Here is a 21539-nt window from a genome sequence, read left to right on the forward strand (position 1 = left end):
CCACTCTTGCCGCTCAACCACCATCGAGGAAGGGCTGTGGCTGCCGCGGCGCCTCCCTGCCCCTGGCCCTGCCCTGCAGGCACCACAACTGGCGGCCGTCGGTACCGGGGCACGACACCAGCGTGGCGGCGGCGCGCGGCACCCGCTGCGGCAGCGGCTCGGCAAAGGCGCCGTCGCCGGCCATGATGCGCTCGGTGTAGACCAGGGTCCCGGCGCGCTCGAAGCGCAGCACCTGCACCCGGTCGTCCGGCTGCGGCTGCAGTTGCGGCCCGCACGGCATCAGGCCGGCCCGGCCGCAATGGGCAATGGCATCGCCCGCGGGCGAATCGGTCACGCTGAAGTGGTCCCAGTCGAACGCGGTCAGCGCCGGCAGCGCGACCGGCGCATCGGTACGCGCGCGCCACGCCACCAGGCGCGACACCACGCTGTCGGCCATTCCCGGCGACTGGGCCAGGGTCTGGGCGGCAACCGACCCGATCGGCGCCAGAAATGCCGTCAGCAGCACAGCAATGGGGGCGAAGATCCGGCGCATCGCGGCATGGTGCCGCAGGCTGGCAAGGCAAGGCTGGCGTGGCATACGGGTCTCCCGGCACGGATGCAAGTGACTGCTGGCGGCCTCATCATGCCCGCTGGCGGGCCGACGTGCCAGCTGGCCGCCATGCGTTAAATCAAAAGTACATAAAGAAATAAGAAAACTATCTGATCCGGCTATATAGACCCGCTATTCTTGCCAGAAGCCTCGGCTACAATATCGCTTTCCGAAAGGCCTCGGCCGGCGCTCGCCCAGCCCATGCTGCCATGCGGCACCATGCGGTGGATGCGGCGTCCGCCGGCAAGAAGCGGCCCCACAGTTTCCCATTAAAAGCCGACCTGTTTTCCTGGAACCGAAATGACTCACGTTGTCACCGAATCCTGCATCCGTTGCCGCTACACAGACTGCGTTGACGTGTGTCCGGTCGATTGTTTCCGCGAAGGCCCCAACTTCCTGGCTATCGACCCGGATGAGTGCATCGACTGCGCCGTGTGCGTGGCCGAATGCCCGGTGAACGCCATTTACGCCGAGGAAGACGTGCCGGGCGACCAGCAGCAGTTCATCGACCTGAACGCCGAGCTGGCCCGCAACTGGCCCTCCATCACCAAGACCAAGGCCCCGCTGGCCGAGGCCGAGGAGTGGAAGGACGCAACTGACAAGCTGCAGTACCTGCAGCGCTGACAGAACAATAAAGCCGTCCCCACGCGCTTTCCGCAACACCGGGCACAAGCGGCCCACGCAAACGTATCAGGACGAATATGGACTTGAGCATTCCAAATCCCGTCGCCGACACGACCAAGCAGGTCGACGGCGGCAGCCCTGCAGGCGGCCAGCCGCAGGAGATCGATGCGCTGATCGTCGGTGCCGGCCCGGTGGGCCTGTTCCAGGTCTTTGAACTGGGCCTGCTCGAAATCAAGGCACATGTCATCGATTCCCTGAAGGTGGTCGGCGGCCAGTGCGTGGAGCTCTATCCGGACAAGCCCATCTACGACATCCCGGCGGTGCCCATCTGCACCGGCCAGGAACTGACCGACAACCTGCTCAAGCAGATCGAGCCGTTCGAGCCCACCTTCCACCTGGGCCAGGAAGTCGCCGTCGTGGAGCGCCGCGAAGACGGCCGCTTCTTCGTCGAGACCTCGCTCGGAACCCGCTTCATCACCAAGACCATCTTTATCGCCGCGGGCGTGGGTTCGTTCCAGCCACGCACGCTGAAGGTCGAGGGCATCGACAAGTTCGACGGCAAGCAGCTGTTCTACCGCGTCAAGGACCCGAGCCGCTTCCATGGCCGCAACCTGGTGATCATCGGCGGCGGTGACTCGGCGCTGGACTGGACGCTGGACCTGGTCGGCAAGGCCGAGTCGGTGGTGATGATCCACCGCCGCGACGGCTTCCGCGCCGCGCCGGCCTCGGTCGCCAAGATGAAGGAACTATGCGAACAGATGGAAATGCAGTTCCTGGTCGGCCAGGTCGGCGGCTATGAAGAGAAGGACGGCGTGCTCACCGAGATCAAGGTGACGGGCGCCGACGGCGTGACCCGCCGCCTGCCGGTGGATGACCTGCTGGTGTTCTTCGGCCTGTCGCCCAAGCTCGGCCCGATCGCCGAATGGGGCCTGGACCTGGAGCGCAAGCAGATCAAGGTGGACACCGAGAAGTTCGAGACCAATATCCCGGGCATCTTCGCTGTGGGCGACATCAACACCTACCCCGGCAAGAAGAAGCTGATCCTGTCGGGCTTCCACGAGGCCGCGCTGGCCGCGTTCGGTGCCGCGCCGTATATCTTCCCCGAGAAGAAAATCCACATGCAGTACACCACCACCTCGCCGAAGCTGCACAAGATCCTCGGCGTGGATTCGCCGGTGTTCGACTGAGCCGAGCGAGTGCCGCAGAAAAAAACCGCCGCGAGGCGGTTTTTTTCTGGCACAAACCCAAAACCGTAGCTATAATGCGGCCTCGCTGTTCGACACGGCGGCACGAAGCCGGCAGAGATGCCCTTCGCACCGTACGGCAGGCAGCAAGCCGGAAGCTTCCAGAGACCTTCTGACAAGAACAAAATGTCGAAAAGGTGTTGACGAAGAAAAGAGAAACTGGCTATAATCTCTTTCTCAGCTGTTCCCCGATAGCTCAGTCGGTAGAGCGACGGACTGTTAATCCGCAGGTCCCTGGTTCGAGCCCAGGTCGGGGAGCCAACCGATACGGAAGCCCGGTGCAAACGCACCGGGCTTTTTCGTTTTGGGCTTCGGTTCGCGCAACGCGCTTCGATCTTGCCCTCCCTCGACAGCCGTCACGACAGCCTGCGGGCCACCGCAACGCCTGCCCTCTCCCATTTATCCCTGCAGCGAACCACCAGCGGCCTTCAGCGCCACGACAATGGCGTCGGCATTGGCCTCGATCCGATGCAGCGGCCCCGCCACGGACATGCCATAGGTCACGCCCCCAATGGCCACCGGGATGGCGATCGCGCCGAGGTCAGGAAACGACTCGCCAAAGTTCGGATACCAGCCTTGCGCCTGCCATTGCTGCATGGCGGCTTCGAAAACGCGCAGCGAGTCCACCGTGCGCCCCGTGCGCGAGGCAAACGACACGCCAGCCAGCAGTTCGGCGCGGCTGTCCGCCGGCATCGTGCCAAGGATGGCGCGGCCGATCGAGTTCACGTGCGCATCGCGCAGCTCGCCCGGCGCGGCGATATAGCGCACCGGATTGCCGGACTCCCGCACCTCCAGGTACAGCACGCGGCCGTCATCCTGGAGCTTGCCGAAGATCACGGTTTCGCCGGTGGTGTCGCGCAGCGATTCCAGCACCGGCTGCACGCGTTCGAGCAGCGGGTCGTTGCGGGCGATGCGCTGGGCAATGTCGAGCAGACGGCGCGTCGGGTAGTAGCCCTGGCGGCGGCCGGTCTCGTACAGGTAGCCGAGCGAGGCCAGCGTGCGGATCAGCCCCAGGCAGCTCGACATCGGCGCGCCCAGCAGCCTGGCCAGCTCGGTCAGCGTCAGCGAGCGCCCTTCGCGCGCATAGATCTCCATGATCTCGATCACGCGCAGCGCGGTCTTGACGCTGGCGTGACCCGATTTTTCTGCCGGTTCGTGTTCTGCCATCGTTGGCTTCCTCGACTTCAATATCTGTTGGCCGGGATTGTACGCGGCGGAGTCGGCCGGCAAGGGTGTCAGCCGCCCTCCGCGCCGCCTGGCCCGGGCAACGCCTGCGGCCAGCTGCGGATATTGCCGGGCGTGCGCGAGAAGCGCGTCGGGATGCCCACGCCACGCAGCCGGCCTTCGCTGGGATGGTCGTATTCGAACATCATGCCGGTGGCGCGCAGGTGCGGGTCGTCGGCCAGGCTGTCGAAATGCGGCACTTCGCTGTGCGGGATATCGGCATCACGCAGCAGGTCCAGCCATTCGGCCGTGGTGCGCTGCGCGACGATCTCGGCCAGCGTGGCGTAGAGCGCGTCGATATTGGCGCTGCGCGCGGCCGGTGTGGCATAGCGCCGATCCTGCGCCAGCTCCGCATGGCCTGACACATCGAAAAAACGCAGCCATTGGGCGCTGGTATAGGGCAGCAGCGCAATATGTCCGTCGCGCGTGCGATAGGGCTTGCGGTGCGCCGACATCACGCGCGGATAGCCGGCCTGCCCGAGCGATGGGACAAAGGTCTGTCCGGCCAGCTGCTCCGCGGCCAGGAAAGACACCAGCGTCTCGAACATCGGCACCTCGATGGCCTGGCCCTGGCCGGAACGCTCGCGCTCGTACAGCGCCATCGGGATCGCGTAGGCCACGGTCAGCCCGGCCACCTTGTCGGCCAGGATGGTGTTGACGTACTGCGGGCCTTCGTTCGAGTTCGCACCCTGGAACTGCGCCATGCCGCTGCGCGCCTGGATGATGTCGTCGAAGGCCGGCGCGCCTGCGTAGGGACCCTCTTCCGAATAGCCATAAGCGCCGCAGTAGATCAGCCGCGGATGGTCCACGCGCAGCGACGCATAGTCCAGCCCAAGCTTGCGCAGCGACTGCGGCCGCACGTTGGAGACAAAGACATCGGCCGTGGCGATCAGGGCTTTCAGCGCGGCGAGGTCATCGGGCTGCTTCACGTCCAGCACCACGAACTGCTTGTTGCGGTTCAGGTTCAGGAAGCTGGCGCCCATGGCCGCGTGCCGCGCCGGCTCGGCGTGGCGGAACACATCGCCGGCGGGCGGCTCGACCTTGATGACTTCGGCGCCCATGTCGCCGAGGATCTGGGTGGCATACGGGCCCATCGCGACCGAGGTCATGTCGATCACGCGGATGCCGGCCAGCGGCCCGGTGGCCGCGCTTGCCTGCGCTTGCTCGTTTGGCATCGTCGCTCCCGCTCAGTACGACTTGGGCAAACCCAGCACGCGCTCGGCGATAAAGCACATGATCAGCTGCGGGCTGACCGGCGCGATGCGCGGAATATAGGACTCGCGCAGCAGCCGCTCGACGCGGTACTCGCGCGAGTAGCCCATGCCGCCCAGCGTCAGGATCGCGGTCTGGCACGCGTTATGGCCAGCCTCGGCGGCGAGGTACTTCGCCGTGTTGGCCTCGGCGCCGCAGGACTGGCCGGCGTCATAGCGCGCCGCGGCCTTGAGCATCATCAGGTTGGCCGACTCCAGCTGCATCCAGGCCTGCGCCAGCGGATGCTGCACGCCCTGGTTCATGCCGATGGGACGGCCGAACACCACGCGCTCCTTGGCGTACTGCGTGGCGATGGCCAGCGCCGCGCGGCCCAGGCCGATGGCCTCGGCAGCGATCAGGATGCGTTCCGGGTTCAGTCCGTGCAGGATGTATTCGAAGCCCCTACCCTCTTCGCCGATGCGGTCTTCCTCCGGGATGAACAGGTCGTCGATAAACAGCATGTTGGTATCGACGGCGGCGCGGCCCATCTTGTCGATCTCGCGAATCTCGATCTTGCTGCGGTCGACTTTGGTGTAGAACAGCGACAGCCCTTCGGTCGACTTCTTCACCGACTCCAGCGGCGTGGTGCGCGCCAGCAGCAGCATGCGGTCGGCCACCTGCGCGGTCGAGATCCAGATCTTGCGCCCGCTCACCGAATAGCCGCCCGGCACCTTGCGCGCAAAGGTCTTGAGCTTGGTGGTGTCCAGGCCCGCGTCGGGCTCTGTCACGCCGAAGCAGGCCTTCTCCTGGCCGGCGATCAGCGGCGGCAGGAAGCGGCCCTTCTGCTCGTCGGTGCCGAACACCACCACCGGGTTCAGGCCGAACACATTCATATGCACCGCCGAAGCGCCGGTCATGCCAGCGCCCGACTGCGAGATGGTCTGCATCACCAGCGCCGCCTCCAGGATGCCCAGGCCCGCGCCGCCGAAGGCCTCGGGCATCGCCACGCCCAGCCACCCGCCCTCGCACAGCGTCTTGTAGAACTCGTGCGGATAGGTGCCGGACTTGTCCAGGCGGTCCCAGTATTCCATGTCGAACTGCGTGCAGACCTGCTGCACGGCCTCGACGATGGATGCCTGTTCTTCGGAGAGGTCGAAATTCATAGCGTTACCTGCCTGATGTCGTTGTCTTGTTGGTTGCCTGATGGTTGCCCGAAGAGCGCCTATTCCGGCTGGATGCCAGCGTCTTTCACCAGCCGCGACCACTTCTGCAGCTCGGCCACGACAAACTGGCTGAGCTCGGCCGGCGTGCTGCCGAACGGCTCGAAGCCCAGCGCGTGGAACTGCGGCGCATGCTGCTTGCTGGTGGCGATGGCAACCAGCTCACGATTGAGCCGCTGCACCACCGGCGCCGGCACCCCGGCCGGCGCGAACACGCCGTTCCATGAGGTCACGTCGAAACCCTTCAGCTCCGGCACGCTCGCCAGCGGCGGCAGGTCGGGCAGCAGCGCGCTGCGCTGCGCGGTGGTCACCGCCAGCGCGCGCAGCTTGCCGGCGCGCACGTTGGCGATGCCCGCGGCAAAGTCGACGAACATCGCCTGCACCTGGCCACCCATCACATCGGTCATCGCCGGCGGCGTGCTCTTGTATGGCACGTGCAGCATGTTCAGGCCGGCCATCTTCGACAGCGTGGCGCCCGAGACGATGCCGGTGCTGTTGCCGCTGGCATAGCTCAGGCCCGGATGCGCCTTGGCATAGTCGATGAACTCACGCAGCGTCTTCACCGGCAGCGCCGGATTGACCACCAGCATGAACGGCAGGTTGCCCATGCGCGAGACCGGCGTGAAATCCTTGACCGGGTCATAGCGCAGCTGCTTCATCAGCGACGGGTTGGCCGAATGCGTGGTGTTGGTGGTCATGAACAGCGTGTAGCCATCGGCCGGGGCCTTGGCCACGAACTCGGCGGCAATGGTGCCGTTGGCGCCGGGCTTGTTATCCACCACCACCGGCTGCTGCAGCGCCTCGCCCAGGTATTTGGCGGTCAGGCGGGCCACGGCATCGGTGCCGCTGCCGGCAGCGAACGGCACCACCAGGCGCAGCGGCCTGGACGGGAATTCATCGGCCGACAGCGCCGGGGTGGCGGCCAGCGCCGCGGTGCACCCGAGCACCAGGCTGGCAAAGGCATTCCTGAAGGACTTCACGGTGGTTGTCTCCTGTAGTTGTTCAATCCCTTGCCGTGACCAGCCGCGTCTTATGCGGGCCGTATCACGCGCTCGGGGGATTCCCCATATGGCGGGGAATAGATGACCAGAATTTTGGCCGGCTCGTCGCTGACCACGGTGAACACATGCATCTGGTCCGGCGGGAAGAAGCAGCAGTCGCCAGGGCCCAGTTCCTTGCGCTGGCCGCCGACCTCGGCCACGGCGCGGCCTTCGAGCACGTAGCAGACCTGCTCGATGCCGGGATGCGCATGCGGCAGCGCGCCCTTGCCCTTCTCGATGGTGCCGTGGATCACTTCCAGGTGCCGCGATCCGACGGTCTCGGGGCCGATCAGCCGGCGGTTGAGGGTGCCGACATGGTTGGCGGGGTGGTAGCCCTCGACCTCGTCGGTCGAGATGAAATAGACGGGTTGGTCCTGCATGCGGCGCTCCTGCCTGAATTCATATTTATGAATAATAGTTTATCTACTTGAATTTACGCGTCAAATGATTTCGACGTCGTTGCGGGTTTACCGGGAGTGAATGCGAGGGGCGAGCGCCATCCTCACGCGGCGCGTGATCGGCAAAAAGTGCTTCTTTGAGTTACCCGGCGATCAGCCGGCGAAGCGGTAGCCCACCCCAATCTCGGTCAGCAGGTAGGCAGGCTGGGCCGGGTCGGCTTCCAGCTTGTGCCGCAGGTGCCCCATGTAGACGCGCAGGTACTGGCTGCTGTCGGCATGCGCCGGCCCCCACACCTCGCGCAGCAGTTCGCGGTGGGTCATGACCTTGCCGCGATGCGCCAGCAGCACGGCCAGCAGCCGGAACTCGATCGGCGTCAGGTGCACCGGCACCCCCGCGCGCGTGATCTGGCGGTTGGCCAGGTCCACGGCGATCTCGCCGAACGCCACCTGCGCCCGCCCCTGCGCGCCGGCACGCACATGGCGGCGCAGCAGCACGCGCAGGCGCGCCACCAGCTCGCCCACGCCGAAGGGCTTGGTCAGGTAGTCGTCGGCGCCGGCGTCGAGCGCGCGGATCTTCTCGGCCTCGCCGGTGCGCGCCGACAGCACCAGCACCGGCACTTCGGTCCAGGTGCGCAGGTCGCCGATCATCGATACGCCGTCGCCATCCGGCAGCCCCAGGTCCAGGATCACCAGGTCCGGCTGGCGCGTGCCGGCCTCGATCAGTCCGCGCTGCAGCGACTCGGCCTCGTGCACGGTGCAGCCCTCGTCCTGCAGCGCCGCGCGCACGAAGCGGCGGATATGGGGCTCGTCTTCCACCAGCAGCACCGTGGGCGAAAACTCGAATGGCATGACGCGTCGGATCCTTGAAAGGTTGTCGGTTTCAGGCCGGCAAGCCGGCCGCTTCCGGTTCCAGCACTGGAGGGTTGCCGCGCGGCAGCGTGACCACGAAGCGCGCGCCGGTGCCTTCGCCCTGCGCCCGAGCATGCACCGGCTCGACGCGGATGCTGCCGCCGTGCGCCTGCACGATGGCCTCGCACACGGCCAGCCCCAGGCCCACCCCGCTGGTGGCGGACTCGCGCTCGCCGCGGGTGAATTTCTCGAACACCTTCCGCGCCATCGCCGCCGGCACGCCGGGGCCGTCGTCCTCGACGACCAGGTGCACGGCGTCATCGGAGAGCTCGCCGCGCACGCGGATCTCGGTGCCCGGCGCGGTGTACTTGGCCGCATTCTCCAGCAGGTTGCACAGCACGCGCTCCATCAGCACGCCATCGCATGCCACCAGCGGCAGCGCCGACAGGTCGGCCACCACCACGCGGTGCCGCGCCAGCGCATCGCGCAGCGACGCCAGCGCCGCGCCGGCCAGTTCTTCGAACGACTGCCATTCCTTGCGCAGCGCCACACTGCGGCTTTGCAGCCGCGCCATGTCGAGCAGGTTGGCCACCATCGCGTGCATGCGGCGCGCCTGGTCGCGCATGGCGCCGACGGTCTCGGCCACCTCCGGCGCCAGCGGCATCGTGCCGCGCTGCAGGGTCTCGGCCATGCCGATCAGGCTGGTCAGCGGCGTGCGCAGGTCATGCGACACCGCGGCCAGCAGCGAGCTGCGCAGGCGCTCGGACTCCATCGTCAGCAGCGCCTGCTGCGCCACCTCGACATAGTGCAGCCGCTCGATCGCAATCGCGATCAGCGTGGCAAAGACATCGGCCTGGCGCCGCAGCGCGGGCTGCGCAAACGCGCGCCAGGCGCGCGGCTCCACCGCCAGTACGCCGCGCACCTGCATCGGCGCCTTCAGCGGCAGGTACAGCACCGTGCCGGAAGGCAGCGTGTCGGTGCCGGTGCCGGCCGGCTGGCCGTGGTTGAAGACCCATTGCGCCAACACGTGGTCGACGGCATCGCTCTGTGCCGCACGGCCGGCCTCGGGATCCGTGGCCGCGGGCAGCAGCCGGCCGTCCGCGCCGACCAGGAAAAACGCGGCACGCGCATCGAACGCCGCGCGCAGGAAGCGGCTGCCGATGCCGACGATCTGCGCGTCGGTCAGCGCCGCCGACAGCTCGCGCGCCAGCTCGTACAGCGTGCGCGCATCGGTCTCGCGCTGCACCGATACCTGGGCCTGCTCGCGCAGGCCGGCCGTCAGTTGGCCGATCACCAGCCCGACTGCCAGCATCACCAGGAAGGTCACGAGGTATTGCACGTCGCTGACCGCAAACGACAGCTGCGGCGGCACGAAGAAGAAATCAAACGCCCCCACCGCCACCAGCGAGGCGAACGCCCCTGCCGCGCGTCCGTGGCGCAGCGCCACGCCGGCCACCGCCAGCAGGAACAGCATGGCGATATTGACCAGGTCGAACCAAGGCCGCGCCAGCGCCGACAGCGCGGTGGCGCCGGCGCACCAGGCCACCGCCCACAGCAGGCCCGGCCACTGCGCAGGCGCGGCTTCTGCCCGCGGCGGCTCGGTGCCGGGCAGCATGGGCGCATCACCGGAGGTGTCCTGCCGGACGCTGTCGGCCGCCACGCGGATCACGTCGATCTCGGGACACGCCGCAGCCAGCGCATCGGCAAAACTGGTGCGCCCGAACAGCCACGCGCGCGCGCCCAGCCATGGCGCCAGCGCGCGCGCCAGCAGCGCGTGCATGCGGCCGGACAATGAAGCCCCGCCATCGGCCCAGCGCGCCGGCGTGCGGCCGATCAATACCTTGGTCAGGTTGTGCCGCCGCACATAGCCGGCCACCGCCGCCACCATGTCGCTGCCGGCCAGCGTTTCGGTACGCGCGCCCAGCGCCTCGGCCAGCCGCATGGCCTGGTCGAGCTGCTCGCGCTGGGCGTCGGGCACGGGTGCCAGGCGCGGCACCGACACCGTCACCACATGGCAGTCGCAATCGAGCTGCCCGGCCAGCCGGCGCGCGCTGCGCACCACCTGCGCGGCATCGCTGCCGTGGCCGACGCAGGCCAGCACCGCTTCACGCGTGCGCCAGACCGGTTCGATCGAGGCTTCCTGCCGGTAGGCGCGCACGTCGTCGTCGACGCGGTCGGCAGTGCGGCGCAGCGCCAGCTCGCGCAGCGCAATCAGGTTGCCCTTGCGGAAGAAATGCTGCACGGCATGGCGGGCCTGCTCGGGCACGTACACGCGCCCTTCGCGCAGGCGGCACAGCAGCTCGTCGGCGGGCAGGTCGACCAGCACCACCTCGCCGGCATCGTCGAAGACCGCGTCGGGCACGGTCTCGCGCACGCGGAGGCCGGTGATGCCGGCCACCGCCTGGTTCAGGCTGTCCAGGTGCTGGACGTTGACCGTGGTCCAGACATCGATGCCGGCCGACAGCAGCTCGGCGATGTCCTGCCAGCGCTTGGGGTGGCGGCTGCCGGGCGCGTTGCTGTGCGCCAGCTCATCCACCAGGATCAGCGCGGGGCGGTGCGCGAGGGCGGCATCGAGATCGAATTCCTGCAGCGTGCGGCCGCGGTAGTCGACGCGGCGCAGCGGCACGCGCTCGATGCCTTCGGCCAGTGCCTCGGTCTCGGCGCGGCCATGGGTTTCGACCACGCCCACCACCACGTCGCCGCCCTGCTCGCGCAGCGCGCGCGCCGCCGCCAGCATGGCGAAGGTCTTGCCGACGCCGGCCGAAGCGCCGAAATAAATGCGCAGGCGCCCGCGCGCGGCGCGTGCGCCGGCCGCCTGCATGCGCTGCAGCAGGTGGTCGGGGTCGGGGCGGGGATCGTCGGGTTGGCGCGGCTCAGGCATGGTGGGCGCGCTTGCCTCACAGCGGCGGGGGCGCAGCCAGATTGTGCCACGCAGGCGCCGGCCTAAAGTGCGCCAAGGTAGACTAATGGCGATTTCCGATGATACGCCCCGCGCGCGCATTGCACTACATTCTTGACAGTGCGGTCGTATACATGCCATAGTTACGGGCGTATAGCATTCATGGAAACCGGTACTGTCAGGCTCCAGTTGTATAGGGCCTGGCGCTATCACCCCTGACACTGGTTGCACGGACTGAAACGTCCACATCTTTCAGGTTCGCGGGGGCGCACCAGGGCATTAGCCCGGCGTGCAATACCAGTCGCTCCGGCGACCGCAGTTTCCCCCCGTGTGAACCAGCCGCTCCTTGCGGCAATCCCCTAAAGGACTGAATTGACTAAGATCGTCTTGAAACCCGGTGAGCCCGTTGAAGTTGCAATGCGGCGCTTCCGTCGCGCCATTCTGCAGACTGGCCTGATCGTTGAACTCAAGAGCCGCACCGCTTACGAGAAGCCGACGACCGAGCGCAAGCGCAAGAAGAAGGCCGCCGAAGCACGTCTGCGCAAGCGCCTGCGCATGCAGATGCTGCCGAAGAAGATGTACTGATCCGGTACGCTTCGCCGCCTGGCACCGCCGGGCATAAAAAACCGCCAGTTCGCTGGCGGTTTTTTTATGCCTCGCGCCCAGGCCAGCCCCCGCTGCGCCTTGCCGCCGCGGCTTTTGCTGCACTGCGCCACCTGAGCATTGCGCCGATGACCGGCATAATGGCGGATATTGCGCCCGTGCGGCGCCACACCGGACCCTGCCTTGACTGCCATCCTAGAGTTGCGCAAGGTGCGCAAGCAATACGGCGACACGGTCGTGGTCGACGACCTCGATCTCCAGGTATTTCGCGGCCAGTGCTTCGGCCTGCTGGGCCCCAACGGCGCCGGCAAGACCACCACGCTGCGCCTGCTGCTGGGCCTGACCACGCCCATGGCCGGCACGCTCACGCTGTGCGGCGAGCCCATCCCCGAGCGCGCGCCGCAGGCGCGCATGCGCGTGGGCGTGGTGCCGCAGTTCGACAACCTCGACCCGGATTTCTCGGTGATCGAGAACCTGCGCATCTTCGGGCGCTACTTCGGGCTGTCGTCGGCCGAGATCGAACGGCGCGTGCCGATGCTGCTGGAATTCGCCCGGCTGGAAAACCGCGCCGATGCCCAGGTGCGCGACCTCTCCGGCGGCATGCGCCGGCGCCTGACCGTGGCGCGCGCACTGATCAACGACCCCGACCTGCTGGTGATGGACGAGCCCACCACCGGCCTGGACCCGCAGGCGCGCCACCTGATCTGGGAGCGCCTGAAGTCGCTGATGGCCAGCGGCAAGACCATCCTGCTGACCACGCACTTCATGGAAGAGGCCGAGCGGCTGTGCAACTACCTGTGCGTGATCGACGGCGGGCGCAAGATTGCCGAAGGCAAGCCGCACGAGCTGATCGACAGCCAGATCGGCTGCGACGTGGTCGAGGTCTATGGCGATGAACTGGACACGCTGCGCGGCAGCCTGACGCCGCTGGCGCAACGTACTGAAATGAGCGGCGAGACGCTGTTCTGCTATGTGCGCGAACCCGCCCCGCTGCTGGCGGCACTGCACGGCAGGAACGGCGTGCGCTACCTGCACCGCCCGGCCAACCTGGAGGACGTGTTCCTCAAGCTGACCGGCCGCGAGATGCGGGACTGAACCGAGGGACTGACATGAGCGAACAGGATCCCCGCGCGGATACCACCACTGCCCCCGCGGCCGCCGGCGGCCACGCCGCCGCGACGCCGCGCCAGCGCTATCCGCAGCCGCTGCTGCCGCGCAACCTGCGCAACTGGATGATGGTCTGGTACCGCAACTACATGGTGTGGAAGAAGCTGGCCATCCCGTCGATGATCGGCAACCTCGCCGACCCGATGATCTACCTGTTCGGCCTCGGCCTCGGGCTGGGGCTGATGGTGGGCCAGGTCGACGGCGTGTCGTATATCGCCTTCCTGGCCGCCGGCACCACCGCATCCAGCGTGATGATGTCGGCCAGCTTCGAGTCGATGTATTCCGCGTTCTCGCGCATGCACGTGCAGCGCACCTGGGAGGCGATCATGCATGCCCCGCTGACGCTGGGCGACGTGGTGCTGGGCGAGATTGCGTGGGCGGCCAGCAAGGCGGTGCTGTCCGGGCTGGCCATCATGCTGGTGGCGGGCGCGCTCGGCTATGCGCAGATGCCCGGCGCGCTGCTGGCGCTGCCGGTGATCGTGCTGGCCGGCATTGCCTTTGCGGCGCTGGCGATGATCGTCACCGCGCTGGCGCCCAGCTACGATTTCTTCATGTTCTACCAGACCCTGGTGATGACGCCGATGCTGCTGCTGTCGGGCGTGTTCTTCCCGCTGGAACAGTTGCCCGAAGGCGTGCAGGCAGCCACCAAGGTACTGCCGCTGGCTCATGCGGTGGCGCTGATCCGGCCGCTGATGCTGGGCCGTCCGTCGGAGGATGTCGGCCTGCACCTGGCGGTACTGGGCGCCTATGCAGTGGTGGCGCTGGTAGTGTGCCTGGTGCTGCTGCGCCGCCGGCTGCTGCGCTAAGGCTGCCGCATGCCGGGCCCTCAGGCGCTGCCCACCAGCTTGAGCCCGGCAATCCCGCACACGATCAGGCCGATGCAGGCCAGCCGCGCCGCGGTGGCGGGCTCATTGAAGAGTATGATGCCGAGGATCGCGGTGCCGACCGCGCCAATCCCGGTCCAGACCGCATAGCCGGTCCCGACCGGGATATGCCGCAGCGCCAGCGCCAGCAGCACCACGCTGATGGCCATGCCGATCAGCGTGATAACGCTGGGCACCAGCCGCGTAAAACCTTCGGTGTACTTCAGCCCGATCGCCCACACCACCTCGAACAGCCCTGCCAGGGCCAGCAGTGTCCATGCCATATCGATTTCTCGGATTGCGTCGCAACGTGCGCAACGATAGCGGAGATTCCGCCACCTTGCAGCGCACCGTCCTGGCGCTGGCGGCCGCATGTGCCACGGCGTCACTGGCCGGGTGCATGGTGATGGCGGTGGGCAGTGCCGCGGTGTCGACGGTCGCTACCGTCGGATCGGCCGCCGTCAGCGTGGCAACGACCGCGGTCAGCACCACCTACGACGTCACGGCCGCAGGCGTGAAGGCCGTGGCCGGCAGCGACGAACCCGCGCCGCCCCCGTCGCCACAACCAGCGCAGCCGGCGCAATAGACCCTCAGTCGCCCAGGCCGCGCAGCAGGTCGGCCTTCAGGTCCTCGACCGACTCCAGCCCCACCGCCAGCCGGATCAGCCCTTCACCCACGCCCGCGGCCGCCTTGGCCTCGGGGCTCACGCGCGCGTGCGTGGTGGTGTACGGGTGCGTGATGGTGGTGCGGGTGTCGCCCAGGTTGCCGGTGATCGAGCACAGCCGGGTGTTGTCGATCACGCGCCAGGCATTGGCGCGCTGCTGCTCGGGCGTGGCGCCCTTCAGCTCGAACGACACGATCGCGCCGCCGCCGCTTTGCTGGCGCATGGCGATCTCGTGCTGAGGGTGCGACTTCAGCGCCGGGTGGAACACGCGCGCCACCGCCGGATGCGATTCCAGGAACTGCGCCAGCGCCAGCGCGCTGGCCGAATGGCGTTCCATGCGGATCGCCAGCGTCTCCATGCCCTTGAGCAGCACCCAGGCGTTGAACGCCGACAGCGTCGGGCCGGCGGTGCGAACGAACGGGAACACCTTGCCCATGATGAAGTCGTGCGTGCCCAGCACCGCGCCGCCCAGCACGCGGCCCTGGCCGTCGATATGCTTGGTGGCCGAATGCACCACGATGTCGGCGCCGAACTTCATCGGCTGCTGCAGCGCCGGCGAACAGAAGCAGTTGTCGACCACCAGCAGTGCGCCGGCGTCGTGGGCGATGTCGGCCACGGCGGCGATATCGGCCACTTCGGTCAGCGGGTTCGACGGCGTTTCCAGGAAGAACAGCTTGGTGTTCGGGCGCACCGCGGCGCGCCATGCGCTCAGGTCGCTCGGGTCGACGAAGGTGGTCTCGACGCCGAACTTCGAGAAGATATTGCCGAACAGCGTCATGGTCGAGCCGAAGATCGCGCGCGAGCTGACCAGGTGGTCGCCCGCCTGCATCGACGACAGCACCACCGACAGGATCGCGCTCATGCCCGAGGCGGTCGCCATGCAGGCCTGCGCCCCTTCCAGCGCTGCCAGGCGCGACTGGAACATCGACACGGTCGGGTTGGTGAAGCGCGAGTAGGTGAAGCCCTCTTCCGAGTTGGCGAAGCGTTCGGCGGCCTCGGCCGCGCTGTGGAAGCAGAAGCTCGAGGTCAGGTAGATGGCCTCGGAGTGCTCCATGAATTCGCTGCGCAGCGTGCCGGCGCGCACGCCGAGGGTGTCGATGCCGAGCGATTCGGGGTTGAGCGGTTCATTCATGCTGGTGGGGCGCGGTCGTACCCGCGCGAATGCGATGGTTTCGACGAGCCGGCGCCGGCCAGGTGGACCGGCGCGCGGCCATGAAAAAAGCCCGTGCGATCGGGTGGTCGGATCGACGGGCTTGCTGTTCTGCGAATGGCCTTCGGCTTCAGGCTGTGGCGGCCGGCTTCCGGAAATCGCTGCGCCGCGAAGGCACTGCGCATCGAGAATCGTTGCTGACCGCCATCTCTTTAGCTGTTTCGGGCTGGACCCGCGTCCGCAAGCTGACTATCAAATCGACGCCCGGCCATGTTACGGCCGGGCTCCTCATTCGTCAACGCGCGGACAGCGGCGGCACGGCTTACTCGTTGCCGCCGGAGCGCTGCAGGTGCAGTTGCGAGCGCTCGGTGTCGCCATTGGTGCCGTCGCGGTCGGCCTGACTGCGCGCCGTTTCGAGGCGGTTCAGGTAGGCCTCGTCGATATCGCCGGTGATGTAGCGGCCATCGAAGCACGAAGCATCGAAGTCCTTCAGCGCCGGGTTGATGTCGCGCACGGCCTGCTTCATCGCTTCCACGTCCTGGTACACCAGCTTGTCCGCGCCGATGATCTTCGCGATCTCTTCGTGGGTGCGGTTATGGGCCACCAGCTCGCTGCGGGTCGGCATGTCGATGCCGTACACGTTGGGGTACTTCACCGGCGGCGCGGCCGAGGCGAAGATCACCTTGTTGGCGCCGGCGTCGCGCGCCATCTGCACGATCTCGAACGAGGTGGTGCCGCGCACGATCGAGTCATCGACGATCAGCACGTTCTTGCCCTTGAACTCCACGCCCATGGCATTGAGCTTCTGGCGCACCGACTTCTTGCGCACCGCCTGGCCAGGCATGATGAAGGTGCGGCCGACGTAGCGGTTCTTGAAGAAACCTTCGCGGTAGTTCACGCCCAGGCGGTTGGCCACCTGCATCGCGGCCGGACGGCTGGAATCGGGAATCGGCATGACCACGTCGATATCGCCGGCCGACACTTCCTGGCGGATCTTCTCGGCCAGGTAGTCGCCCATGCGCAGGCGCGCGTCATAGACCGGCACGCCGTCGATGCACGAATCCGGGCGGGCCAGGTAGACGTACTCGAAAATGCACGGCGTCAGCACCGCGTTCTCGGCGCACAGCTTGGTGTAGAGCTTGCCGTCCAGGTCGATGAAGATGGCCTCGCCCGGCGCCACGTCGCGCTCGAGCTTGTAGCCGATGCCTTCCAGCGCCACGGACTCGGATGCCACCATCCATTCCTTGCCGGTGGGGGTCTCGACGCTGCCCAGGCACAGCGGGCGGATGCCGAACGGGTCGCGCACCGCCAGCATGCCGTAGCCGGCGATCTGCGCGGCGATGGCGTACGAGCCGCGCACGCGGCGGTGCAGGCCGCTGACCGCCGTGAAGATGGTGTCGGGGTCCAGCGCCATGCCGTTGCTGGCGCGCTGCAGCTCGTCGGCCAGCACGTTCAGCAGCACTTCGGTGTCCGAATGCGTGTTGATGTGGCGGCGGTCGCGGCGGAACATCTCCTCGCGCAGCTGCTCCCAGTTGGTCAGGTTGCCGTTATGCGCCAGGATCACGCCATAGGGCGCGTTCACGTAGAACGGCTGCGCTTCTTCCTCGCTGGATGCCGAGCCGGCGGTCGGATAGCGCACCTGGCCGATACCGGCGGCGCCCGGCAGGCTGCGCATATTGCGGGTGCGGAAGACATCGCGCACCAGGCCGTTGGCCTTGTGCATGTGGAAAGTACTGCCGTTGGCGGTGGCGATGCCGGCAGCATCCTGTCCGCGATGTTGCAACAACAGCAGGCTGTCGTAAATCAATTGGTTGACAGGCGTGGCTGAAACCACACCGACGATACCGCACATTGCCAAGCTCCCAGGAAAGGCTTTGAATCAGGGGGCGCAGCCTGGTCCGGAAATCCCCCGGACCCAAAGGCCTGCGTACTACCGACCGGGCACCATGCCCGGCTTCATGTCTTGACGTACTTCGCCAGCTCCGGCGGCAGCCATGGCTTCACCGATTCCATGGCCTGCATCACATAAGGGCGGCTTACCGCGTCGCGCCAGAACGGTTCTTCCGGCAATTTGGTGAGGCTGGCCAGCGTGACCATCACCATCACCAGCAGCACGCCGCGCAGCAGGCCGAACATCAGCCCCAGCCCGCGGTCGGCGGGCTTGAGCCCGGTGCTCTCCAGCAGCTGCCCGACCACCATGCCAGCCAGCGAGGCGCCCAGCACGGTGCCGATCAGCAGCACCACGAAGCCCAGCGCATGGCGCGCCAGCTCGCCGCCAGGCATCGATTCAGGCATCCAGCCCGCGGCCACCGCGCCATAGCGGAACGCCACCCAGAACGCCACCACCCAGCCGATCAGCGAGAGCACCTCGCGCACCAGGCCGCGCAGCACGCCGAGCACGCCCGAGGCCAGCAGGATGAAGACCACGGCATAGTCGAAGAAAGTCGGCTGCATCGTTGCTTGCGGCCGGGCACAGGCGCCGGCCGTGCTTGCCCCTTACTGTTCCACGACCTTCGAGGTCAGCCCCACCGCGCGCACGCGCTTGTCGGCAGCGTCGGCGGCGTCACGGTCGCTGAAGGGGCCGGCACGCAGCAGGATGCGCTCGCCATCGGCCAGCATTTTCTTTTCGACATAGGCCGGGACCTTGCTCGCCTTGAGCTTGGCCAGCCAGCCCTTGGCGCGTTCTTCGGAAGAAAAAGCGCCGATCAGGATCAGGTACTTGCCGCTGCCCGGCTTGGCTTCGGGCTTGGCTTCAGCCCGTTGCGCGGGCTTGTCCGCGGCGGCTGCGGCAGTGGCCGCGGGCTTGGGCGCGCTGACGATTTCTTCGCCGGCGTCCAGCGCCTCGGCATCATTGCGCGCCGCCGGCGTGGGCGGCAGCGGGTCGGCCTTGCGCGGCTCGACGCGGGGCTTCTGCGCCCCCTGCGCGCCGGTGACCCCGTTTGCGACCTTTACCGAGACGTCCTCGGACACCGGCCGCGGCTTGGTCTCGAACACGATCGGCAGCACGATCACGGCGGCCACCATCAGCACCACGGCGCCGATCAGGCGGCGGCGCGCGCGCTGCTTCTGCGGGAATTCGGGGTCGAGCGTATCGTCGGCATAGTCATCGGCCAGACGGCGCGACGAGGCGATGCCTGCACCCGTGTCGGTGCGCTGGCGCCGCGCACGCTCGGGTGCCGGGTCGTTGCCCTTGCGGGAAGAAAACAGCGAAAGCAGGCCCATAGATTGGTTCGGTGATACGGCCTTGTGGGGCCGCTCGTTGCGTTTGCCGCTCATTGATCGGCCAAGGCCGCCGGGGTTGCCAGGTCAGCGGGCGCCGGGGCGCCTGCTTCAGTTAGCCTGCGTGGCACGATAGGCCATCACGCCGGCGACGGTATAGAACGATCCGAAGACCAGAATTCTATCATTCTCGGTGGCTCGCTCGATGGCATCGCGGAATGCCGCCTCGGGGCTGGAGAAGCAGGCCGCGGTGGCGTCCGGGCCGGGGCGGAATCCGCCCGCCTCCAGCTTGGCGAGCAGGTCCGCGGCACTGGCGGCGCGCTCGGTCGGCAGGTCGCACAGGCACCAGTGGTCGACCTTGTCGGCCACGTGCTGCAGCACCCCGGCGATGTCCTTGTCCTGCATCGCGCCAAACACCGCATAGGTGTAGCGGAAGAACCCCATGTTCTCCAGGTTCTGCCCCAGCGTGGCCGCTGCATGCGGATTGTGCGCCACGTCCAGGATCACCGCCGGGCGGCCCGGCAGCACCTGGAAGCGGCCCGGCAGCTCGACAAAGGCCAGGCCGTTGCGCACTTCCTGTGCGCTGACCGGCAGGCGCGGGCGCATGGCCTGCAGCGCGGCCAGCGCCGCCGCCGCGTTGAGCAGCTGGTTGGCGCCTCGCAGCGCCGGGTAGCCCAGGCCGTTAAGCTTGCGCCCGCCGCCGCTCCAGTCCCATTGCTGGCGCTCCTGGCCCTTGGCGGCGTGGAAATGGTAGTCGCGCCCCACCAGCCACAACTCGGCGCCGACGGCCTCGGCGTGCGCCACCAGCGACTTGGGCGGCATCGGGTCGCCGCAGATCGCGGGCACGCCCGGGCGGAAGATGCCGGCCTTCTCGAAGCCGATCTCCTCGCGCGTATGGCCCAGGTACTGGGTATGGTCGATATCGACGCTGGTGACGATGGCGCAGTCGGTATCGATCACGTTGACCGCGTCCAGGCGCCCGCCCAGGCCCACTTCCAGGATGATCGCGTCCAGCCCGGCCGCGGCGAAGGCATGGATGATCGCCAGCGTGGTGAACTCGAAGTAGGTCAGGCTGACCGGGTCGGCAAAGCTGTTGCGCGCGCGCTCGACCGCCTCGAAATGCGGCAGCAGCTGCGCATCGGTGGCGATCTCGCCATTGATGCGGGCGCGCTCGTTGAACGAGATCAGGTGCGGCGAGGTATGGCAGCCCACCTTGTAGCCGGCCTCCAGCAGGATGCGCTCGAGCATCGCGCAGGTAGAGCCCTTGCCGTTGGTGCCGCCCACCGTGAGCACCACGGCGTCGATGCGCAGCCCGAGGGCCTCCTTCACGCGCGTGATGCGCGCCAGGCCCATGTCGATGCCCACGGGATGGGCGGTTTCGAGATGGGCAAGCCATTCGGGGAGCGTATGGAAGACAGGCATGTGGGGTGCGAGGAAAAGCTGTTGCTACCAGATTTGGCCAGCCAGCGGCAAAGTCAAGGCCAGGCTTGCGCCCGGCCCCGAGATAGCTGCCGGGGCGGCCAAGAAAAGCGAAAGGCGCGTCAACCACCCGCGCCCTTGATCTGCCATGCAGACGTTGTTATGCCACCGCGTCGGCCGGCTGCTTCTGCAGCAGCGCCAGCAGCTGCGCCAGTTCCGCGCGCATCTTGCGGCGGTCGACGATCATGTCGATGGCGCCCTTCTGGATCAGGAACTCCGAGCGCTGGAAGCCTTCCGGCAGCTTCTCGCGCACGGTCTGCTCGATCACGCGCGGGCCGGCAAAGCCGATCAGCGCCTTGGGCTCGGCGATCACCACGTCGCCCAGGAAGGCGAAGCTGGCCGACACGCCGCCCATGGTCGGGTCGGTCAGCACGCTGATGAACGGCAGCTTGGCCGCGCTCAGCTGGTTCAGCATCGAGGTGGTCTTGGCCATCTGCAGCAGCGACAGCAGGCTTTCCTGCATGCGCGCGCCGCCGGTGGCGGTAAAGCAGATGAACGGCACCTTCTGCTCCAGCGCTGCCTGCGCGCCGCGCACGAAGCGCTCACCCACCACCGAGCCCATCGAACCGCCCATGAACTCGAACTCGAAGCAGCTCACCACCACCGGGATGGTGTGGATGGCACCGCCCATCACCACCATGGCATCGGTCTCGCCGGTGTCTTCCATGGCGGCCTTGATGCGGTCCGGGTACTTCTTGGAATCCTTGAACTTGAGTGCGTCGACCGGCACGATCTCCTGGCCGATCTCATAGCGGCCTTCGGCGTCCAGCAGCCCGTCCAGGCGCGCCCGGGCGCTGATGCGCATATGGTGGTCGCACTTGGGGCAGACGTGCAGGTTGGCCTCGACGTCGGTCCGGTACAGGGTGGACTCGCACGACGGGCACTTGACCCACAATCCCTCAGGAATGCCCTTGCGGGTGCTGGGGTCGGTCTGTTGAATCTTGGGGGGCAGGAGTTTATCCAACCAGCTCATGAAAGCTCCTTTCGGATGACTGCGGTCCGCCGGCAAGCCCGGTGTCGGGACGCCTGTTGGCAGATGGCAGGGAATCAACCCGCGAATTTACCATGCCGGCCCGGTGACCTCGAAGCGCAACGCGCGATTTGCGCACATTGACG

At 67.3% G+C, this 21539-nt stretch carries 21 protein-coding genes and 1 tRNA gene; 7 read left to right on the plus strand and 15 right to left on the minus strand.

Going from position 1 to position 21539, the window contains the following annotated elements:
* Positions 1 to 13: 13 nt before the first annotated feature.
* Positions 14 to 577: a hypothetical protein gene (locus tag AC3WLF_RS27210; RefSeq protein ID WP_492319844.1), complete on the minus strand. Its 564-nt coding sequence runs from the start codon at positions 575 to 577 to the stop codon at positions 14 to 16.
* Positions 578 to 889: 312 nt separating this feature from the next.
* On the opposite strand from AC3WLF_RS27210, the gene fdxA reads away from it, so the two are divergent.
* The 3 genes from fdxA to AC3WLF_RS27225 all read left to right on the plus strand — a co-directional run bounded on the left by fdxA (position 890) and on the right by AC3WLF_RS27225 (position 2718).
* Positions 890 to 1213, plus strand: a complete 324-nt coding sequence (gene fdxA / locus AC3WLF_RS27215) for a ferredoxin FdxA (protein ID WP_010814656.1) — start codon at positions 890 to 892, stop codon at positions 1211 to 1213.
* A gap of 77 nt (positions 1214 to 1290) precedes the next feature.
* On the plus strand, positions 1291 to 2400 hold the full coding sequence (locus AC3WLF_RS27220) for an NAD(P)/FAD-dependent oxidoreductase (RefSeq protein ID WP_010814655.1): 1110 nt from the start codon (positions 1291 to 1293) through the stop codon (positions 2398 to 2400).
* A 242-nt stretch (positions 2401 to 2642) separates the two neighbouring features.
* Positions 2643 to 2718 (plus strand) — tRNA-Asn (locus AC3WLF_RS27225).
* A gap of 138 nt (positions 2719 to 2856) precedes the next feature.
* Here AC3WLF_RS27225 and AC3WLF_RS27230 read toward each other — a convergent pair.
* The 7 genes from AC3WLF_RS27230 to AC3WLF_RS27260 form a co-directional block, all read right to left on the minus strand.
* Positions 2857 to 3624, minus strand: coding sequence for an IclR family transcriptional regulator (locus AC3WLF_RS27230; RefSeq protein ID WP_492319842.1), 768 nt, complete (start codon positions 3622 to 3624; stop codon positions 2857 to 2859).
* 68 nt (positions 3625 to 3692) lie between these two features.
* Positions 3693 to 4856, minus strand: a complete 1164-nt coding sequence (locus AC3WLF_RS27235; RefSeq protein WP_492319841.1) for a CaiB/BaiF CoA transferase family protein — start codon at positions 4854 to 4856, stop codon at positions 3693 to 3695.
* A gap of 12 nt (positions 4857 to 4868) precedes the next feature.
* Positions 4869 to 6035, minus strand: coding sequence for an acyl-CoA dehydrogenase family protein (locus AC3WLF_RS27240; RefSeq protein ID WP_010814652.1), 1167 nt, complete (start codon positions 6033 to 6035; stop codon positions 4869 to 4871).
* 59 nt (positions 6036 to 6094) lie between these two features.
* Positions 6095 to 7072, minus strand: coding sequence for a Bug family tripartite tricarboxylate transporter substrate binding protein (locus AC3WLF_RS27245; RefSeq protein ID WP_013957395.1), 978 nt, complete (start codon positions 7070 to 7072; stop codon positions 6095 to 6097).
* A 50-nt stretch (positions 7073 to 7122) separates the two neighbouring features.
* Positions 7123 to 7512 carry a cupin domain-containing protein gene (locus AC3WLF_RS27250; protein WP_492319840.1) on the minus strand — a complete coding sequence of 130 codons (390 nt, stop codon included), beginning with the start codon at positions 7510 to 7512 and terminating at the stop codon, positions 7123 to 7125.
* A gap of 171 nt (positions 7513 to 7683) precedes the next feature.
* A complete protein-coding gene (gene kdpE / locus AC3WLF_RS27255) occupies positions 7684 to 8379 on the minus strand; it encodes a two-component system response regulator KdpE (RefSeq protein WP_492319839.1) in 696 nt (231 codons plus the stop codon).
* A gap of 31 nt (positions 8380 to 8410) precedes the next feature.
* A complete protein-coding gene (locus AC3WLF_RS27260) occupies positions 8411 to 11260 on the minus strand; it encodes a DUF4118 domain-containing protein (protein ID WP_492359063.1) in 2850 nt (949 codons plus the stop codon).
* A gap of 390 nt (positions 11261 to 11650) precedes the next feature.
* On the opposite strand from AC3WLF_RS27260, the gene rpsU reads away from it, so the two are divergent.
* From rpsU to AC3WLF_RS27275, 3 genes are all read left to right on the plus strand, one after another.
* Positions 11651 to 11863, plus strand: coding sequence for a 30S ribosomal protein S21 (rpsU, locus tag AC3WLF_RS27265; RefSeq protein WP_010814647.1), 213 nt, complete (start codon positions 11651 to 11653; stop codon positions 11861 to 11863).
* Between the two features lie 201 nt (positions 11864 to 12064).
* The gene (gene nodI / locus AC3WLF_RS27270; protein WP_026200447.1) at positions 12065 to 12976 is read left to right on the plus strand and encodes a nodulation factor ABC transporter ATP-binding protein NodI; all 912 of its coding nucleotides are present in this window, start codon (positions 12065 to 12067) and stop codon (positions 12974 to 12976) included.
* A 14-nt stretch (positions 12977 to 12990) separates the two neighbouring features.
* Positions 12991 to 13854, plus strand: coding sequence for an ABC transporter permease (locus AC3WLF_RS27275; RefSeq protein WP_492352066.1), 864 nt, complete (start codon positions 12991 to 12993; stop codon positions 13852 to 13854).
* 20 nt (positions 13855 to 13874) lie between these two features.
* Here the strand turns inward: AC3WLF_RS27275 and sugE are convergent, their stop codons facing one another.
* Positions 13875 to 14195, minus strand: coding sequence for a quaternary ammonium compound efflux SMR transporter SugE (gene sugE / locus AC3WLF_RS27280; protein WP_018309438.1), 321 nt, complete (start codon positions 14193 to 14195; stop codon positions 13875 to 13877).
* A 56-nt stretch (positions 14196 to 14251) separates the two neighbouring features.
* Between sugE and AC3WLF_RS27285 the strand changes: the two genes are divergently transcribed.
* Positions 14252 to 14497, plus strand: a complete 246-nt coding sequence (locus AC3WLF_RS27285; RefSeq protein ID WP_340521393.1) for a hypothetical protein — start codon at positions 14252 to 14254, stop codon at positions 14495 to 14497.
* A gap of 4 nt (positions 14498 to 14501) precedes the next feature.
* Here the strand turns inward: AC3WLF_RS27285 and AC3WLF_RS27290 are convergent, their stop codons facing one another.
* From AC3WLF_RS27290 to accD, 6 genes are all read right to left on the minus strand, one after another.
* Positions 14502 to 15707, minus strand: coding sequence for an O-succinylhomoserine sulfhydrylase (locus AC3WLF_RS27290; RefSeq protein WP_492352067.1), 1206 nt, complete (start codon positions 15705 to 15707; stop codon positions 14502 to 14504).
* 340 nt (positions 15708 to 16047) lie between these two features.
* Positions 16048 to 17577 carry an amidophosphoribosyltransferase gene (purF, locus tag AC3WLF_RS27295; RefSeq protein WP_013957403.1) on the minus strand — a complete coding sequence of 510 codons (1530 nt, stop codon included), beginning with the start codon at positions 17575 to 17577 and terminating at the stop codon, positions 16048 to 16050.
* Between the two features lie 104 nt (positions 17578 to 17681).
* Positions 17682 to 18179: a CvpA family protein gene (locus AC3WLF_RS27300; RefSeq protein WP_010814640.1), complete on the minus strand. Its 498-nt coding sequence runs from the start codon at positions 18177 to 18179 to the stop codon at positions 17682 to 17684.
* A gap of 42 nt (positions 18180 to 18221) precedes the next feature.
* A complete protein-coding gene (locus AC3WLF_RS27305) occupies positions 18222 to 18947 on the minus strand; it encodes an SPOR domain-containing protein (RefSeq protein ID WP_316150772.1) in 726 nt (241 codons plus the stop codon).
* Positions 18948 to 19055: 108 nt separating this feature from the next.
* Positions 19056 to 20366: a bifunctional tetrahydrofolate synthase/dihydrofolate synthase gene (gene folC, locus AC3WLF_RS27310; protein WP_492356202.1), complete on the minus strand. Its 1311-nt coding sequence runs from the start codon at positions 20364 to 20366 to the stop codon at positions 19056 to 19058.
* 157 nt (positions 20367 to 20523) lie between these two features.
* Positions 20524 to 21396 (minus strand): acetyl-CoA carboxylase, carboxyltransferase subunit beta, encoded by an 873-nt coding sequence (gene accD, locus AC3WLF_RS27315; RefSeq protein ID WP_340521382.1) that lies wholly within the window; start codon positions 21394 to 21396, stop codon positions 20524 to 20526.
* Positions 21397 to 21539 lie beyond the last annotated feature (143 nt).

The organism is Cupriavidus sp. FW306-01-F10A, assembly GCF_058782785.1.

Coding starts and splice junctions, on each gene's coding strand:
- AC3WLF_RS27210 (WP_492319844.1), bottom strand. CDS start 577: ATGCCACGCCAGCCTTGCCTTGCCAGCCTGCGGCACCATGCCGCGATG.
- fdxA (WP_010814656.1), top strand. CDS start 890: ATGACTCACGTTGTCACCGAATCCTGCATCCGTTGCCGCTACACAGAC.
- AC3WLF_RS27220 (WP_010814655.1), top strand. CDS start 1,291: ATGGACTTGAGCATTCCAAATCCCGTCGCCGACACGACCAAGCAGGTC.
- AC3WLF_RS27230 (WP_492319842.1), bottom strand. CDS start 3,624: ATGGCAGAACACGAACCGGCAGAAAAATCGGGTCACGCCAGCGTCAAG.
- AC3WLF_RS27235 (WP_492319841.1), bottom strand. CDS start 4,856: ATGCCAAACGAGCAAGCGCAGGCAAGCGCGGCCACCGGGCCGCTGGCC.
- AC3WLF_RS27240 (WP_010814652.1), bottom strand. CDS start 6,035: ATGAATTTCGACCTCTCCGAAGAACAGGCATCCATCGTCGAGGCCGTG.
- AC3WLF_RS27250 (WP_492319840.1), bottom strand. CDS start 7,512: ATGCAGGACCAACCCGTCTATTTCATCTCGACCGACGAGGTCGAGGGC.
- kdpE (WP_492319839.1), bottom strand. CDS start 8,379: ATGCCATTCGAGTTTTCGCCCACGGTGCTGCTGGTGGAAGACGAGCCC.
- AC3WLF_RS27260 (WP_492359063.1), bottom strand. CDS start 11,260: ATGCCTGAGCCGCGCCAACCCGACGATCCCCGCCCCGACCCCGACCAC.
- AC3WLF_RS27275 (WP_492352066.1), top strand. CDS start 12,991: ATGAGCGAACAGGATCCCCGCGCGGATACCACCACTGCCCCCGCGGCC.
- sugE (WP_018309438.1), bottom strand. CDS start 14,195: ATGGCATGGACACTGCTGGCCCTGGCAGGGCTGTTCGAGGTGGTGTGG.
- AC3WLF_RS27290 (WP_492352067.1), bottom strand. CDS start 15,707: ATGAATGAACCGCTCAACCCCGAATCGCTCGGCATCGACACCCTCGGC.
- purF (WP_013957403.1), bottom strand. CDS start 17,577: ATGTGCGGTATCGTCGGTGTGGTTTCAGCCACGCCTGTCAACCAATTG.
- AC3WLF_RS27300 (WP_010814640.1), bottom strand. CDS start 18,179: ATGCAGCCGACTTTCTTCGACTATGCCGTGGTCTTCATCCTGCTGGCC.
- AC3WLF_RS27305 (WP_316150772.1), bottom strand. CDS start 18,947: ATGGGCCTGCTTTCGCTGTTTTCTTCCCGCAAGGGCAACGACCCGGCA.
- folC (WP_492356202.1), bottom strand. CDS start 20,366: ATGCCTGTCTTCCATACGCTCCCCGAATGGCTTGCCCATCTCGAAACC.
- accD (WP_340521382.1), bottom strand. CDS start 21,396: ATGAGCTGGTTGGATAAACTCCTGCCCCCCAAGATTCAACAGACCGAC.